This window comes from Monashia sp. HAY1-5C (assembly GCF_056755255.1).
In genome coordinates, this window is sequence record NZ_JBPGXG010000052.1 from 12909 (window position 1) to 27415 (window position 14507).

General features: G+C 73.0%; 9 protein-coding genes. 6 read left to right on the plus strand and 3 right to left on the minus strand.

Annotation, left to right across the window (positions count from 1 at the left end; all coding sequences use genetic code 11):
- Window positions 1-439: 439 nt before the first annotated feature.
- Together ACR9ZK_RS10055 and ACR9ZK_RS10060 are read right to left on the minus strand one after the other, a co-directional pair.
- A complete protein-coding gene (locus ACR9ZK_RS10055; protein ID WP_481341758.1) occupies window positions 440-4531 on the minus strand; it encodes a family 43 glycosylhydrolase in 4092 nt (1363 codons plus the stop codon).
- A 131-nt stretch (window positions 4532-4662) separates the two neighbouring features.
- Entirely contained in the window at window positions 4663-5649 is a 987-nt protein-coding gene (locus ACR9ZK_RS10060; protein ID WP_481341759.1) for a DUF389 domain-containing protein, read from the minus strand.
- 88 nt (window positions 5650-5737) lie between these two features.
- On the opposite strand from ACR9ZK_RS10060, the gene ACR9ZK_RS10065 reads away from it, so the two are divergent.
- The 4 genes from ACR9ZK_RS10065 to ACR9ZK_RS10080 all read left to right on the plus strand — a co-directional run bounded on the left by ACR9ZK_RS10065 (window position 5738) and on the right by ACR9ZK_RS10080 (window position 8938).
- Window positions 5738-6118, plus strand: coding sequence for an ArsR/SmtB family transcription factor (locus ACR9ZK_RS10065; RefSeq protein ID WP_481341760.1), 381 nt, complete (start codon window positions 5738-5740; stop codon window positions 6116-6118).
- Window positions 6115-7038 carry a cation diffusion facilitator family transporter gene (locus tag ACR9ZK_RS10070; protein ID WP_481341761.1) on the plus strand — a complete coding sequence of 308 codons (924 nt, stop codon included), beginning with the start codon at window positions 6115-6117 and terminating at the stop codon, window positions 7036-7038. Before ACR9ZK_RS10065 ends, ACR9ZK_RS10070 begins: the two co-directional genes overlap by 4 nt.
- Entirely contained in the window at window positions 7035-7667 is a 633-nt protein-coding gene (locus ACR9ZK_RS10075; protein WP_481341762.1) for a cation efflux transmembrane domain-containing protein, read from the plus strand. The genes ACR9ZK_RS10070 and ACR9ZK_RS10075 overlap by 4 nt, the downstream gene beginning before the upstream one ends.
- A gap of 74 nt (window positions 7668-7741) precedes the next feature.
- The gene (locus ACR9ZK_RS10080; RefSeq protein ID WP_481341763.1) at window positions 7742-8938 is read left to right on the plus strand and encodes an MFS transporter; all 1197 of its coding nucleotides are present in this window, start codon (window positions 7742-7744) and stop codon (window positions 8936-8938) included.
- Here ACR9ZK_RS10080 and pdxR read toward each other — a convergent pair.
- Window positions 8919-10346: a MocR-like pyridoxine biosynthesis transcription factor PdxR gene (gene pdxR / locus ACR9ZK_RS10085; protein WP_481341764.1), complete on the minus strand. Its 1428-nt coding sequence runs from the start codon at window positions 10344-10346 to the stop codon at window positions 8919-8921. The genes ACR9ZK_RS10080 and pdxR overlap by 20 nt on opposite strands.
- An 80-nt stretch (window positions 10347-10426) precedes the next feature.
- On the opposite strand from pdxR, the gene ACR9ZK_RS10090 reads away from it, so the two are divergent.
- Both ACR9ZK_RS10090 and ACR9ZK_RS10095 read left to right on the plus strand, forming a co-directional pair.
- Window positions 10427-11755 carry an APC family permease gene (locus ACR9ZK_RS10090; protein ID WP_481341765.1) on the plus strand — a complete coding sequence of 443 codons (1329 nt, stop codon included), beginning with the start codon at window positions 10427-10429 and terminating at the stop codon, window positions 11753-11755.
- Between the two features lie 57 nt (window positions 11756-11812).
- Complete coding sequence (locus tag ACR9ZK_RS10095) at window positions 11813-13768, plus strand: APC family permease (protein WP_481341766.1); 1956 nt, start codon at window positions 11813-11815, stop codon at window positions 13766-13768.
- The last annotated feature ends 739 nt before the right edge of the window (window positions 13769-14507 follow it).

Sequence of the window (14507 nt, forward strand, 5' to 3'; positions counted from 1 at the left end):
GCTCGGCCACGCGGTCGACCTGGACCAGCGCGGGACGAGCCGTCCCGGTACTGAGCTCTATCCGGCCTCGACCTCTTCCCCGCGAACCGCGACGTCTCGACCCGCACCGTCGCCCGCAGCAAGCCCTCGGGCCGACGGGTGCGCGCGATCGGGCCCGGGCGGGCTCGGGCCCACCCGGGCCGTCCATTAGGCGGCCGCAAAGCGCAGGATCGCGCACTGGTTAGGCAGCGGGTAGGGCATCTCGACGCGCGTCAGGGCAGGCCGTCGTCAGGTCACGGCGAGGGCACGTCACCGTCGCCCAGGGTTGCTCACCCGTGGTTGGTCGACTCGATCGACGCGTCGTTCCGGGACACGCCGCCGGCGGCGCAGCATGTCACTGGCCACTCGGTCGGCCCGCTGGAGGGGAGGCGGGCCGACCGGTGGGGTCACGTCACCACCGTCAGCGCAGCGGTGGGACGCTCCCGAGGGTCGGCACGACGGGGGCGATCGTGCCGTCCGGGTTGTAGCGGAGCCGGTCGATGGTCACCTCGCGGTGCATGCCGTCGCCGCCGGGGATCGCGAACCGGTGGTAGGCGATGTACCAGTCGTCGGTGCCGGGCACCTGGACCACCGAGTGGTGGCCGGTGCCGAGGATGCCGAGCGACGGGTCTTTCGACAGGATGACCCCGCGGTTGACCAGGCCCGCCCCGAGGGGGCTCGTCATCGTCGCGTAGCCGACCCGGTAGTTCTCGCTGCGCGTGTCATCGATCGACCACGACAGGTAGTACTTGCCGTTCCGCTTGTGCATGAACAGGCCCTCGCGGAAGTCGGTGAGCCCGGTGAGCCGGACCACCCTGGCCGGGTCGTACGAGGTCAGGTCGGCGTTCAGGGGCACGACGTACGCGTTGCCGTTGCCCCAGTAGAGGTAGCTCTGGCCGTCGTCGTCGGTGAAGACCGCCGGGTCGATGGCCTGGCCGCCGTTCGGGTTCGACGCGACGAGCGGCTTGCCGATGGCGTCCCGGAAGGGCCCGGCGGGCGAGTCCGCAACGGCCACACCGATCTTCGCGTCCGCACAGAAGTAGAGGTAGTACCGGCCGTCCTTCTCGAGCGCCGCCGGTGCCCAGGCCCGGCCGTCGGCCCACGTGACGTCCGGCCCGAGGTCGAGGATGACCGGGTGCGCGGTCCAGTGGACGAGGTCCGTGCTCGACCACGTCGTGAACGTCGTGCTCGACCAGCCCTCGAAGCCATCCGTCGTCGCGTAGATCCAGTACGTGTCCCCGAACCGGACGATGTTCGGGTCGGCGTTGTAGCCGGGCAGGACCGGGCTGTTCATGACCACCGCGCTGACCTTCCACGCCCGCGTCGTCCCGTCGGCCCCGGTCACCGTGTAGGTCACGGGCGTCGAGAAGTCCTGGGTCGAGCCGTTGCCGGGCGTCACCCGTGCCTCGCCCGGCACGCCGAACGTCGGCGCGAGGTGGCGGACGTCGGCGCCCGGCTTCACCGGCAGCGTGACGGTGCCCGCGGTGGAGTCGATGATCGCCGGCACCCTGAGCGCGTCGAGCGTCACCGACCCGATCGCGGTCTCGTTGCCCGGCAGCGCGAGCACCTCCTCGGCCGAGAGGCCACGGTTCCACAGGGTGAACGACCGGACCCGGCCCTTGAGGTAGTGGTCGCCCGTGTACAGGGAGCGGCCCACGTAGCCGGCGGTCGTCACGCCGTCCCCGAGCTGCCCCGGCGTCACCGTGACGTTCGTGGTGCGGGCGACCTGTGCCCCGTCGAGGTAGAGCACCGCGGTGCCGCCGGCGAGCGTGTAGGTCAGGGTGTGCCACGAACCGCGCGGCAGGTCGCGTCCGGACGTCGTGTTCTGCTCCGTCGACCAGTTCCCCGAAGCGATGGCCGTGCGGTAGGCGTCGCCCGTGGCGAAGAGGTACCCGGTGCCGGACCCGTTCAGCGTGTTGCCGAGGCCCCAGAGGAAGTACGGCGTCGGCTGGCTGGGGTCGATCCACACCTGGGTCGACACCGTGACGGCGTCGAGTCCGGCGAGGAGGTTGTCGGGCAGGTCGACGTAGCCGTCGGTGCCGCCGAGCCGGAGCGCGTCGGTCGTGCGCGTCGCATCGCCCCTGAGCGTCGCCGGGCGCTGGTTGCCGGACGCGTCGGGAACGCTGGTCGCCGTGCCCCCGGCCGTCGTGGCGAAGCGGTAGTCGGCGATGACGCCCTTCCTCGTCGTCGGCGCGGGCGACGGCCCGGTCCGCAGCCGCTCGAGCTCGGCCTTCGTCACGGGCAGCACGGTGCCGTGTCGGGGCCGACCCGGGAGCTGGTAGTCCTGCGACATCGTGAAGGTGCCGGCATCCAGGTCCGTGGTCTCGAACGGGACGTAGCCGCGCCCGCCGAACTCGTCGATGAAGACGTACCACTTGTCCTCGGTGTTCGACTTGAACACCGTCGGCCCCTCGCCCTGGTTGATGCCCGGGCTCGTCGCGGTCGCCTTGCCGATGCAGTCCTTGACGAAGCCCCAGTCGGTCGAGCGCAAGGACGTCGACCTCTGCTCGAGGATGAACTTGCTGCACGGCGTCGACGAGGTGTTGTTCCGCTCGTCCTTGGTGAACCGGTAGTACGTGTCGCCGTTCTTGATGACCGTGGAGTCGATGACCGAGTACCCGGGGTCGACCCAGACCTTGGGCTCGCTGAAGGTGCGGAAGTCGCGGGTCGTCGCGTACTGCATCGTGTTGTACGTGCTGCCGGTGTGCTGCGGGTCGTCCGCGGCGTAGAGCTTGGAGGCCCAGAAGACGACGTAGGCGCCGATGGTGTCGTCGTAGTACGCCTCGGGCGCCCACGTGTTGCCGGCCTCCTTCGGCGAGACGAGGACGTGACGCTGCTGCCCCCAGTTGACGAGGTCGGTCGACTCCCACACCTCGATGTAGCGGCTGCCGGTGCGCTGGCTGCGGTCCCAGTCACCGTTGCCGTAGATCTTGAGGTCGGTCGCGATGAGGAAGAAGCGGTCGCCCTCGGGGCTGCGGATGACGAAGGGGTCACGGACCCCCTCCTCGCCCTCGGTCGAGGTGAGGACGGGCCGCCCACCGTTGAGCTCGTCCCAGTGGAGCGGGTCGTTGCCCCGGCTCGCCGCCATGTAGATCTGCTCACCGTCGGCCGTGCCCTCGCCGGTGAAGTACGCGAAGGCGTAGCCCTCGAGGGCCTCCTTCTTCGGCAGCGGCAGGACGGTCAGGGTGAGGTTGCGGGTGTCGGACACGGAGCCGAGCGTGGCGCGGACCACGAGGCGACCGGCGGCCGCCTTGCTGCCGTAGGGCGGCCGCGTCACCTCACCGGTCGCCGTGACGACCTCGGGGTCCTTCGTCGTCCACGACAGGGTGACGCCGCGCGCTCCGGCCGTCGGGAGCGTGACGTTGCCGCGGACGGCAGTGGCATCCGGGATCGACACGGCCGCAAGGGCGTTCGCGACCTTCTGCTCCGCCGTGATGTCCTGCAGCACCGTGACGGTGAACGTCTTCGTCGCCGAGGACGCGGCGTACGAGACGGTGGCCGTCAGCGTGACGGTGGAGTTCCCGGCGCCGGGGGCCGGACGCGTCACCGTTCCGTCGGGGGCCACGACGCCCGGGTCGCTCGAGGCCCAGGCGACGGTCGAGCCGCCGGCACCCTTCGTCGACAACGGAAGGTCGTCGGTGACGGCCGAGGTGTCACCGAGGTCGAGAGCCGCGGCGTCGGAGGCCACGCGCAGCGAGGCGGTCAGCGCGCCGAGCTGCCGCGCCTCGTCGCCGGTGAGGGCCCTGTCGTAGACGCGGAAGTCGCGCACCCTGCCCTTGAGGTACCTGTCCGCGGTGTAGACCGAGCGGCCGAGGTAGTTGGCCGTGGTCGTCCCGCCGCCGATCGATCCGGGTGTCAGGGTGACTCCGGTCCGGCGCCCGACCTCGACGCCGTCCTCGTACAGCACGGCGGTGCCGGCGTCGAGCGTGTAGGTCAGGGTGCGCCACTGGCCGCGGTCGACGTTGCGGCCGGCCGTGACGGTCTGCTCGGTGGACCAGTTGCCGCTCGCGATCGAGGTGCGGTAGGCGTTGCCGGTCGTGAAGAGGTAACCGTTGCCGGCCCCGCTCGCGGTGTTGCCGAGGCCCCAGACGAAGTACGGCGTGGCCTGTGCCGGGTCGATCCACACCTGCGTCGACACCGTGATGGCCGTGAGGCCGCTCATCAGGTCGTTGGGCAGGCGCAGGTGGCCGTTCGTGCCGCCGAGGCCCAGCCCCTCGGCGCCGAGCCACGTGGTGTCGCCGCTGACCGTGGCGTCGCGGCCGTGGCCGGACGCGTCGGGCACCGTCGTGCCGGAGGTCTGGTCGAGCGCGTACCGGACGACGAGACCCTGGTCCAGCGAGGACTCGGCACCCGCGGCCCGTGTCGGGGCGGCCGCGGCGACGACCGTCGAGACCGCCAGCGGGAGGGCCAGGGCCAGGGTGGCGAGGACCGCGAGGGGACGCCGGGAGAACCCGCGCAGCGTCGTGTCGGACATGCCGGTGACTTCCTTGTCGGGCACGCGGCGGGAAGCCACGAGCGAAGGGCACTGCGTCCGGGTGTCACCGCGTCGGACCGTCCTCGTGGGCGTCCGACCGCGCGATGTGAGCGTTAACATAGGGACGGCCGAGGTCGCTGTCAACCCCACGTCCGACCGCTACCCGGACCTCAGTTCTCGCGCCGCCGCGGGGGGTCCGCATGGACCCGACGGCTCAGCCGCGAGTGCGAGCGCGGCGCCGGGACGCGGGACCACACGGCCCTCTGCAGGGCGAGCGTCAGCCAGCCGGCCAGGGCCATCCCGACGAGGTTGACGACCAGCTGCAGGCCGCTGCCGCGCACCTCGCCCCACGCGCCGAACGCCAGCCCGAGGCCGACGTTGCCGGCCGCCGGGATCGTCGTGACCGAGATGAAGACTCCGCTCAGGCCACCCACCCGCGCGGAGGTGAGGGAGAGCACGCCGGCCGCCGCGGCGAGCACGGCGACGATGAACGACCACCGGTCCGGCGTGTAGATGAAGTCGGTGGCCGGCCGCTCGCCGGTGATGTCCTCGAGCGTGACCCACCCGAGGGCGCGCCCGACCAGGCCGGCCAGGCAGGTCACGACGATCGCCACCGCGAACCCGACGACGAGGGCCCGCGCGGCGACCCCGAACAACAGGGCCCGGCGCCGCACGAGCGCCACACCGAGGGCCGCGACCGCGCCGAACTCCGGGCCGAGCACCATGGCGCCGATGACGAGGATCTGGCTGTCGAGGACGATGGCGATGCCGGCGATGAGCGTCGCGAGCGACATGAAGGACAGGAACGTCCAGTTGAGCTCGCTGTCCTCGTAGGAGCGCTGGGCGACCTCGGCCCACACGACGGCGTCGGCGCTGCTGCCCGGGGTCGTCTCGTCGGCCTCGAAGCCCGCCCTCGAGATCCACGTGGGCACCGGCTCGACGTGCAGCGAGCCCTCCTCGTGGACGCCGAGGTCGCGGAGCGCGTCGACGAGGTGGTTGGCCCCTTCGCGCGCGACGTCGGCCTCGACCACGTCACCGGCCGGGCGGATCGCGGCGCCACGGTGCACGACGAGCGTGCTCACGGCGGTCGAGTCCGCGAGCAGGCCCGTCACCTCGTCGGTCAGGGCGGCCGGCACCGTCACCGTCAGTCGCAGCATGGCCGCCAGTCTGCCGCGCTGTTGACACCGGCGGGCCCCGTCCACGACAGTGACATCTGAACATCCAGTCAGATGAGAGGACGACTCCATGTCGACGGTCGCCGGCCTGGACGCCTGCACCACCCCCTGCGTGCACCCCGAGAAGGTCGCGCTCGCCTCCGAGCACGCGCCCGGCGCCGACGAGCTCGCCCGGGTCACGAGCGTCTTCAAGCTGCTCGGCGACCCGACGCGCGCCCGCCTCCTCTACGCCCTCCTCGAAGCCGGCGAGCTGTGCGTCTGCGACCTCGCCGCCGCGACGACCACCGCGGAGGCGACCGTGTCGCAGGCGCTCCGGCTGCTCCGCGCGTCCGGTGTCGTCACCGGCAGGCGCGAGGGCCGCAACGTCTTCTACCGCCTTTCCGACGCCCACGTCCGGCTCCTGCTCGACGTCACGCGCGAGCACGCCCTCCACGACGGGGTCGCCCGGTGAGCCACAACCACTCGCACGGGCACTCTCACGGGCACGCGCACGGGCACGCCGGCGGGCGCCACCGGTGGCGGCTCGCCGTCGCGTTCGTCCTCGTCGCCGCCTTCTTCGTCGTCGAGCTCGCCGCCGGCCTCGTCTCCGGCTCGCTCGCACTCCTGTCCGACGCCGGGCACATGGCCGCCGACGTCGTGACCCTCGGAGCGGCCCTCGTCGCGACGCGCATCGCGGCACGGGCCGACACGACCGGGCGCCGCACCTTCGGCTCCTACCGCGCCGAGGTGTTCGCCTCCGGCCTGGCCGTGCTGCTCATGCTCGGGGTGTCGGTCTACATCGTCGTGGAGGCGGTCGGACGCATCGGCACCGTGCCCTCCGTCGCGTCGGGGACGATGTTCGTCGTCGGCCTCCTCGGACTCGTCCTCAACGCCGCCGCCCTCCTCCTGCTCCGTGGTGGGGCGGGCGAGAGCCTCAACGTCAAGGGCGCCTACCTCGAGGTCGTCGCCGACACCGTCGGGTCGGTCGGTGTGGTCGTGGCCGCGCTGCTCGTGCGGGTCACCGGGAGCGCCTGGTGGGACACCGGTGTCGCCCTCGCCATCGCCGTGTTCGTCGCCGTCCGTGCCCTCGGGCTGGGGCGCGAGGTCGTCGCCGTGCTCGGGCAGCACGCACCGGCCGGCATCGCGCCGGACGACCTCGCCGATGCCCTTGCCGGCGTCCCCGGCGTCGTCGAGGTCCACGACCTGCACGTGTGGACCCTCACCTCGGGCATGGACGTCGCCACGGCGCACCTCGTCACCACCGCCTCCGAGCCGTCCGCCCGGGTGCTCGAAGCCGCCGGGGGCGTGCTGCGCGAGCGGTTCCACATCGCGCACGCCACGCTCCAGGTCGAGACCACCGACCGCTCCGCCTGCACCGGGGCCGACTGGTGAGCGCGCCGACGCCCCAGGTGTTCTCGCTGCTGACGCCGTCCCGGCGGGCGGTCCTGGCGCGACGGGCCCGGCTGCTCGCCGCGACGTCGGTCGCGTACAACGTCGTCGAGGCCGTCGTGGCCGTCGCCGCCGGACGCGTCGCCGACTCGACGGCCCTCATCGGCTTCGGGCTCGACTCGACCGTCGAGGTGATGAGCGGTCTCGTCATCCTCTGGCAGTTCGGCCACGCGGTCCCGGAGGAGCGCGAGCACCGGGCCAGACGCGTCATCGCCGTCTCGTTCCTCGTCCTGGCCGCGTACGTCACCGTCGAGTCGCTGCGCGCCCTGGTGACGCGGGAGCAGCCCGACGCGTCGGTCGTCGGGATCGCCCTCGCGGCGCTGTCGCTGCTGGTCATGCCGGTGCTCTCGCACTCGCAGCGTCGCACCGGACGTGCGCTCGGCTCCGGCGCCGTCGTCGCCGACGGCACCCAGACCCTGCTGTGCACGTACCTGTCGGCGGTGCTGCTCGTCGGGCTGCTCGCCAACGCCGCGTTCGGCTGGTGGTGGCTCGACGCCGTCGCCGCGCTCGTCATCGCGGCGGTCGCCGTGCGCGAGGGCGTGCAGAGCTGGCGCGGCGACCCGTGCTGCTGACGCGTCCGGCTCGTCGTCCTCGCCCGGCCCGGAGCGCTTGACGAGCGACCGCGCGGGGTCCATCGTGAGCCACCGTGACGGTCCAGACCGAGGCGCCCGCCCTGCGCCGCTCGCGGCTCGCCGCCGGCGCCGCCTTCTTCGTCCAGGGCCTGCTCTTCATCTCCCTGACGACCCGCCTGCCGATGATCCAGCGCCGCCGGGACCTCGACGAGCTCGCCGTCAGCGGCCTGCTGCTCATGGTGGTGCTGCTCGCCGGCGTCGGCTCGGTCCTCGCGGAGGTCGTCGCGAAGCGCGCGTCGAGCGCGGTCGTCGTGCGGGTCGGTTTCGTGCTGGCCACGGCGGGGTTCGCGGTGCTGCTCGTCGCGCCGGCGTTCGCCGTGTTCGTCGCCGGCCTCGCGGCGTACGGCCTCGCCCTCGGGCTCGTCGACGCGTCCTCGAACATGCAGGCTGTCACGGTGGAGCACCTGTACCGACGCCCGATCCTGCCCTCGTTCCATGGCTTCTGGACGGCCGGCGGTGTCCTCGGCACCCTCATCACGCTCGCCACCGCGTCGGTCGAGCTGGGAGCGCCGCTGCTCCCGCTGCTCGTGTTCCCGCTCGCCGGCCTGGCCGCCCCGTTCGTGCGCCGTGACCGCCTCGCCGAGACGGCCGGGCCGCTCGACGTCCCGTGGCGCCGGATCCTGCTCCTCGGCGTCGCGATGGTCCTCTTCTACATGGTCGACACCGCCGCCACGACGTGGGGACCCGTCTACCTCGACGGCACCCTCGACGCGCCGCAGGCCCTCACCGCCCTGGCGACGCTGCCCTACCTGCTCGCCACCCTCCTCGCGCGCGCCCTCGGCGACGGGCTCGTCGACCGGCACGGTGCCGTGTGGCTGCTGCGCATCAGCGGGGTCGTCGCCGCGGTCTCGCTCGCCGTCATCGTGTTCGCGCCGACGTGGTGGGTCGCGGTCGTCGGGTTCGCCGTCCTCGGCGGCGCCGTCGCGACGATCGCCCCCCTCAGCTTCTCTGCCGCGGGAGCCATCGCCGGGGGCGAGGGCCTGACCGGCGAGGCCCGCATCGACAAGGTCGACCAGGTCATCGCGCGCTTCAACCAGTTCAACTACGCCGGCGCCCTCCTCGGCGCCGTCCTCACCGGCGCCGTCGGCTCGGACAACCTCCGCGTTGGCTTCGCCGTGCCGATGGTCCTCATCCTCGGCATCGTCCCTCTCGCGGCACAGTTCGCCATCGTCCGACGCCACCCGCGCGACGTCATCGACGCGGACGCCTGAGGCAGGCGGCGAGCGCCGCGACCCCGGCCGCCACCCGGTCGGCGGGCGCCGCACCGACGCCGAGCACCAACCCATGACGGACCGGCTGGTCGCGGTAGCGCGTCGACAGCGGTTCGACGAAGACGCCTGCGGCCCGGGCCTGCCCGGCGAGCGCCACGTCGTCGGCGGACGGGTCGCGCAGCACGGCACAGACGTGCAGGCCGGCCGCCGACGGCACGACCTCGAGGTGCTCGTCGAGCCCCGCGAGCGCGTCGAGGAGCCGCTCTCGGCGCTCGCGGTACACCTTCGTGGCACGACGGACGTGGGCGCCGTGATGGCCCTCGACGAGGAAGTCGGCGAGGGCCTCGTGCGTCACCGCGTCACCGGCCCACGCCGTCACCCGACGCGCCTCGCGCAGCGCCCCCGACAGCGACGGCGGTGACACCGCGTACCCGACGCGCAACGACGGCAGCAGGGACTTCGAGAAGGAGCCCACGTACACGACCCGGCCCTCGCGGTCGAGGCTCTGCAACGGCTCGAGGGGGCGGTCGGCGAACCGGAACTCGCTGTCGTAGTCGTCCTCGACGACGACGGCATCATGCCGGGAAGCCCACTGCAGCAGGGCGATCCGGCGACCCAGCGACATCACTGCCCCGGTCGGGTGCTGGTGCGACGGCGTGACGTAGACGAGCCGCGCGCCGGCGGGGAGGGCGTCGACGACGAGGCCCTCGGCATCGACGGGCACGCCGCGGACCCGGGCGCGGTGCGTCTCGAGGAGGCGTGCGGCCGCCGTGTAGCCCGGGTCCTCGACGGCGACGACCTCCCCCGGCTCGACGAGGACGCGTGCGACGAGGTCGAGGGCCTGCTGGGCTCCCGCCGTCACGACGACGTCATCCGGCCGGGCCGCCACCGACCGCGACAGTCCGGCGTACCGCGCGACCTGCGCCTCGAGCCGCGACGGGCCGGTGTCGCCGTAGGTGACGGTGGCGAGCCGTCCGCGACGCAGCACCCCGGACGCGAGACGCCGCCAGGTCGCCAACGGGAACAGGTCCGGGTCGGGCACGCCGACGGAGAAGTCCACCGCGACCGGCCCGGGCACCTGTGGCGGTGCTCCCGCGACGCGCCACGGCCCGCGCGGCACCACCACCCCGCCGCCCCGGGACGTGCGCCGACCGGCTGCCGGCGGCATGCAGCCCGGTGTGACGAACGTGCCGGCGCCGCGTCGGGCCTCGAGCAGCTCCTCGGCGAGCAGCCGGTCGTAGGCCGCGGTGACCGTGCCGCGGGCGACGTCGAGCCGCTCGGCGAGGTCGCGGGACGCGGGGAGCCGGTCCCCGCCGGCGAGGCGGCCGTCGAGGATCGCGTCGCGCACCTGGGCGTAGATCTGGGCGGTCAGGTCGCCCGTTCCGGTCAGGGTGACGTGCAGCTCCACGCCCCCAGCCTAGAGTGGCCCAAACGACTCGGGTGGTAATGGACCTTCCGACCGGTCCACTCGGCAGGCAGGCTCGGTCCATGACGTCGACCACCGCCCGCGAGTCGCCGCCCCGCCAGGACGCCATCGGTACCGCGCCCGGAGGTCTCACCGTGCCGCAGGGGACGGCGCTGTCGGTCGGCGCCGTGCTCGGCACCGGGGTCATCACCCTGCCCGCCCTCGCCGCCGGGATCGCCGGCCCCGCCTCCCTCCTCGCCTGGGCGGCGCTCGTCGTGCTGTCGGTACCGCTGGCGAGCACCTTCGCCGCGCTCGGGGCCCGGCACCCCGACGGCGGTGGCGTCTCGACGTACGTCCGCCGCGCCTTCGGCGACCGGGCCGCGGGCGCTGTCGGCTGGTGCTTCTACCTCGCCATCCCGGTCGGGGCACCCCCCGCGTCGATGATGGCGGGCGGGTACGTCGCCGACGTCGTCGGCGGCGGTCGCGCGACGACCCTCGTGGTGGCCGCCGCCCTCATCCTCGGCACGGGCCTCATGAACGCGGCCGGGCTGCGATTCTCCGGACGCGTCCAGCTCGGCCTGGCCACGGTGCTCGCCCTGCTCATGACGGCGACGATGGCCCTCGCCCTGCCGCACGGTCGCAGCGAGTCCCTGACTCCGTTCGCACCGCACGGCTGGGGCGCCGTCGGCTCGGCCGCGGCCGTCCTCGTGTGGGGCTTCGCCGGGTGGGAGGCGGTGGCCTCGCTCGCCGGCGACTACCGCGACCCCCGGCGCGACGTGCCCCGCGCCACCGGCATCGCCGTGGCCGTCGTCGGGGTGCTCTACCTCGGGCTGGCGGCGACGAGCATCCTCGTGCTCGGCCCGGCCGCCGGGTCGAGCGCCGCACCGTTGTCCGACCTCATGGCGATCGCCCTCGGCGAGCAGGCACGCGTCGTCACCGCCGTCGTCGCCGTGCTGCTCACCGTCGGGGCGATGAACGCCTACTTCGCCGGTGGGTCGCGGCTCGGCGCGTCGCTGGCGCGCGAGGGAGCCCTGCCCGGCTGGCTCGCCCGCGGCTCGGGACCGGGCCAGGTGCCGCGCCGTAGCATCGCCGTCATCGCCGGCTCGTCGGCCACCGCTCTCGCGGTCACCGCCGTGCTCGACCTCGGCCTGACGCCGCTCATGCTGCTCGCGACGGGCTGCTTCACCCTCGTCTACGTGCTCGGCACGGCGTCGGCGCTGCGGCTGCTCGACCGGTGGAGCCTCGGCTGGTGGTGTGCCGTCGTCGCCTTCGCGTCGGTCGTGGCGCTCCTCGCGGTCAACGGGCTGCACGCCCTGTGGGCCCTCGCCGTGGTCGGCCTGTCACTGACCTACCAGGCGTGGCGCGCCCGAACCGGCCGGACGCGGCTGTCCCCCACGTCACCTTCCTGCTGACGCGTCGCCGCCGCGGACGGGCACCGTTCTCGGGAACCGCCCCTAGACTCCTCCGCCGTGACGACGTCAGCACCGGAGCACACCCGCTTCCTCCGATGGTTCCTCGACGCCGAGGAGCAGCCCGACCCGGGCGGCTACTACGAGCGCGAGACCGAGGCCACGGCGCAGCAGCACGTGCAGCCGTGGTGGCGGGTCATGTGCCTCACCGGCGTGGACTACTTCTCGACGCTCGGCTACCAGCCGGGCATCGCGGCCCTCGCGGCCGGGGCGCTGTCACCGATCGCGACGCTCGTCCTCGTGCTCATCACGCTCTTCGGCGCGCTGCCGATGTACCGCCGGGTGGCCACCGAGAGCCCGCACGGCGACGGAAGCCTCTCGATGCTCGAGCGGCTCCTGTCCTACTGGCCGAGCAAAATCCTCGTCCTCGCCCTCATCGGATTCGTCGCCACCGGGTTCGTCATCACGATCACGCTCTCGGCCGCCGACGCGAGCGCCCACCTCATCGAGAACCCGTACCTGCGCTCGACGCTGAGCGGGCACCAGGTCGGCGTCACCCTGACGCTCCTGCTGCTGCTCGCCGCGATCTTCCTCAAGGGGTTCAAGGAGGCCATCGGCCTGGCCGTCGTCCTCGTCGCGGCCTACCTGGGCCTGAGCCTCGTCGTCGTGGTCCGCGGCTTCGTCGAGATCCGCAACCACCCGACCGCGTTCGGTGACTGGGTCGACGCGATGACGTCGGCCCACTCGGCGCCGTTCGGGATCATCGGCGCCGCCCTGCTCGTGTTCCCTGCGCTCGCCCTCGGCCTGTCCGGCTTCGAGACCGGAGTCGTCGTCATGCCGCTCGTCCAGGGCGACCCCGAGGACACCCCGGCGAACCCGGCCGGCCGGATCCGCAACGCCAAGAAGCTGCTGACGACCGCGGCCCTCGTCATGAGCGTCATGCTCATCGGGTCCTCGCTCGTGACGACGCTGCTCATCCCGCACGCCGCGTTCGAGCCAGGGGGCCCGGCCAACGGTCGCGCCCTCGCCTACCTGGCCCACGACCTGCTCGGCGAGGGGTTCGGCACGGTCTACGACGCGTCGACGATCGGCATCCTGTGGTTCGCCGGCGCGTCGGCGATGGCGGGACTGCTCAACATCGTGCCGCGCTACCTGCCGCGATACGGCATGGCGCCGGACTGGGCGCGCTCGACCCGTCCGCTCGTGCTCGTCCTGTCGTTCATCGCCGCCGTCGTGACCCTCGCGTTCCGGGCGAACGTCGACGAACAGGCCGGTGCCTACGCGACCGGCGTGCTCGCGCTCATGACCTCGGCTGCGGTCGCCGTGTTCCTCACCGAGCTGCGGCGCGGGCACCGGGGCACGGCGGTGTTCTTCGGCGTGGTCAGCGCGATCTTCCTCTACACGATCACCATCACCGTCGAGGAGCGGCCGGAGGGTCTGGTCATCGCGCTGCTGTTCATCGCGCTCATCGTCGTCATCAGCGTGTGGTCCCGGATCGCGCGCTCCACCGAGCTGCGGGTGCAGCGGGTCGTGTACGACGGGGGCGCGCGGGCCATCCTCGACGACGCGGCGCTCGGCCAGCAGCCGCTGCGGTTCATCGCGAACAAGATCGACGCCGGCGACCGGGAGGAGTACCGCGCCAAGTCGATGGAGGTGCGGATGCACAACCACCTCACGGCGCGGCAGGGAGCGATCTTCCTCGAGGTCGAGGTGACCGACGCGAGCGACTTCGCCACGACGGTGCAGGTGACCTCGGCCGTCGTCGGGGCGCACTACGTCCTGCGGGCCACGGGGCCCTCGGTGCCCAACGTCCTCGCTGCGGTGCTCCTCGACGTCCGGGAGCAGATGAGCAAGCCCCCGCACATCTACTTCGAGTGGAGCGAGAAGCCGCCGGGTCTGAATGTCCTGCGCTTCCTGCTCGCCGGCGAGGGTGACATCCCGCCCCTGACCCACGAGATCATCCGGCGCGCCGAGCCGGATGCCGCCCGCCGCCCGCAGGTGCACGTCGGCGGCTGACCAGACCCGCGCGAAAGCGAGACGGCGGGCAGCGGCCCGGTGGGGAGCGGCCTGGTGGGGAGCGGCCTGGTGGGGAGCGGCCTGGTGGGGAGCGGGCCTCGTTCGGACGCCCGCCCTGCCCGCTGGCCGCTCGGCATTGCTCCGCCGCATGAGCCAACGTGCCAGCGTCGCGATGACACGCCGGAACACGGCCTCCCACGTACCCTCACATCTGCCCTCAGCATTGCTCCGCCACCTGAGCCAGCCACCCGGCAAGGTCCGGCCGCCGTGCCTCGCATCCGCGTGCTCCGCGGCCCCGTGCTCCACAGCCGCCCAGGCCGCCTCCTTCGCTCATCCCCTCCACTTCCACCCGGCCCCTCGGCATTGCTCCGCCACTTGAGCCAGCCACCGCGCGCAAGGTCCGGCCGCCGTGCTCCGCATCCGCGCGCTCCGCGGCCGCGTGCCACAGCGGCCCAGGCCGCCTCCTTCGCCCGTCCCCCCACTTCCACCCGGCCGCTCAGCATTGCTCCGCCACCTGAGCCAGCCACCGCGCAAGGTCCCGGCAGCCGCCGCGCGCCCTCCGCGACCGCCCAGCGTCGGCGATCCACCGCGCCCTGCCCTGAAACCCCTCCTCACCACCATGGCTCGGCACGCGGAGCAATGCCGAGCGCCCGGGGGAAGTGGGGGGAACTCCCCGAACCGCTCCGCTCGCCCTTCCCCCTGCCCTGCAACTGTCTCTTATACACATCTGACGCTGCCG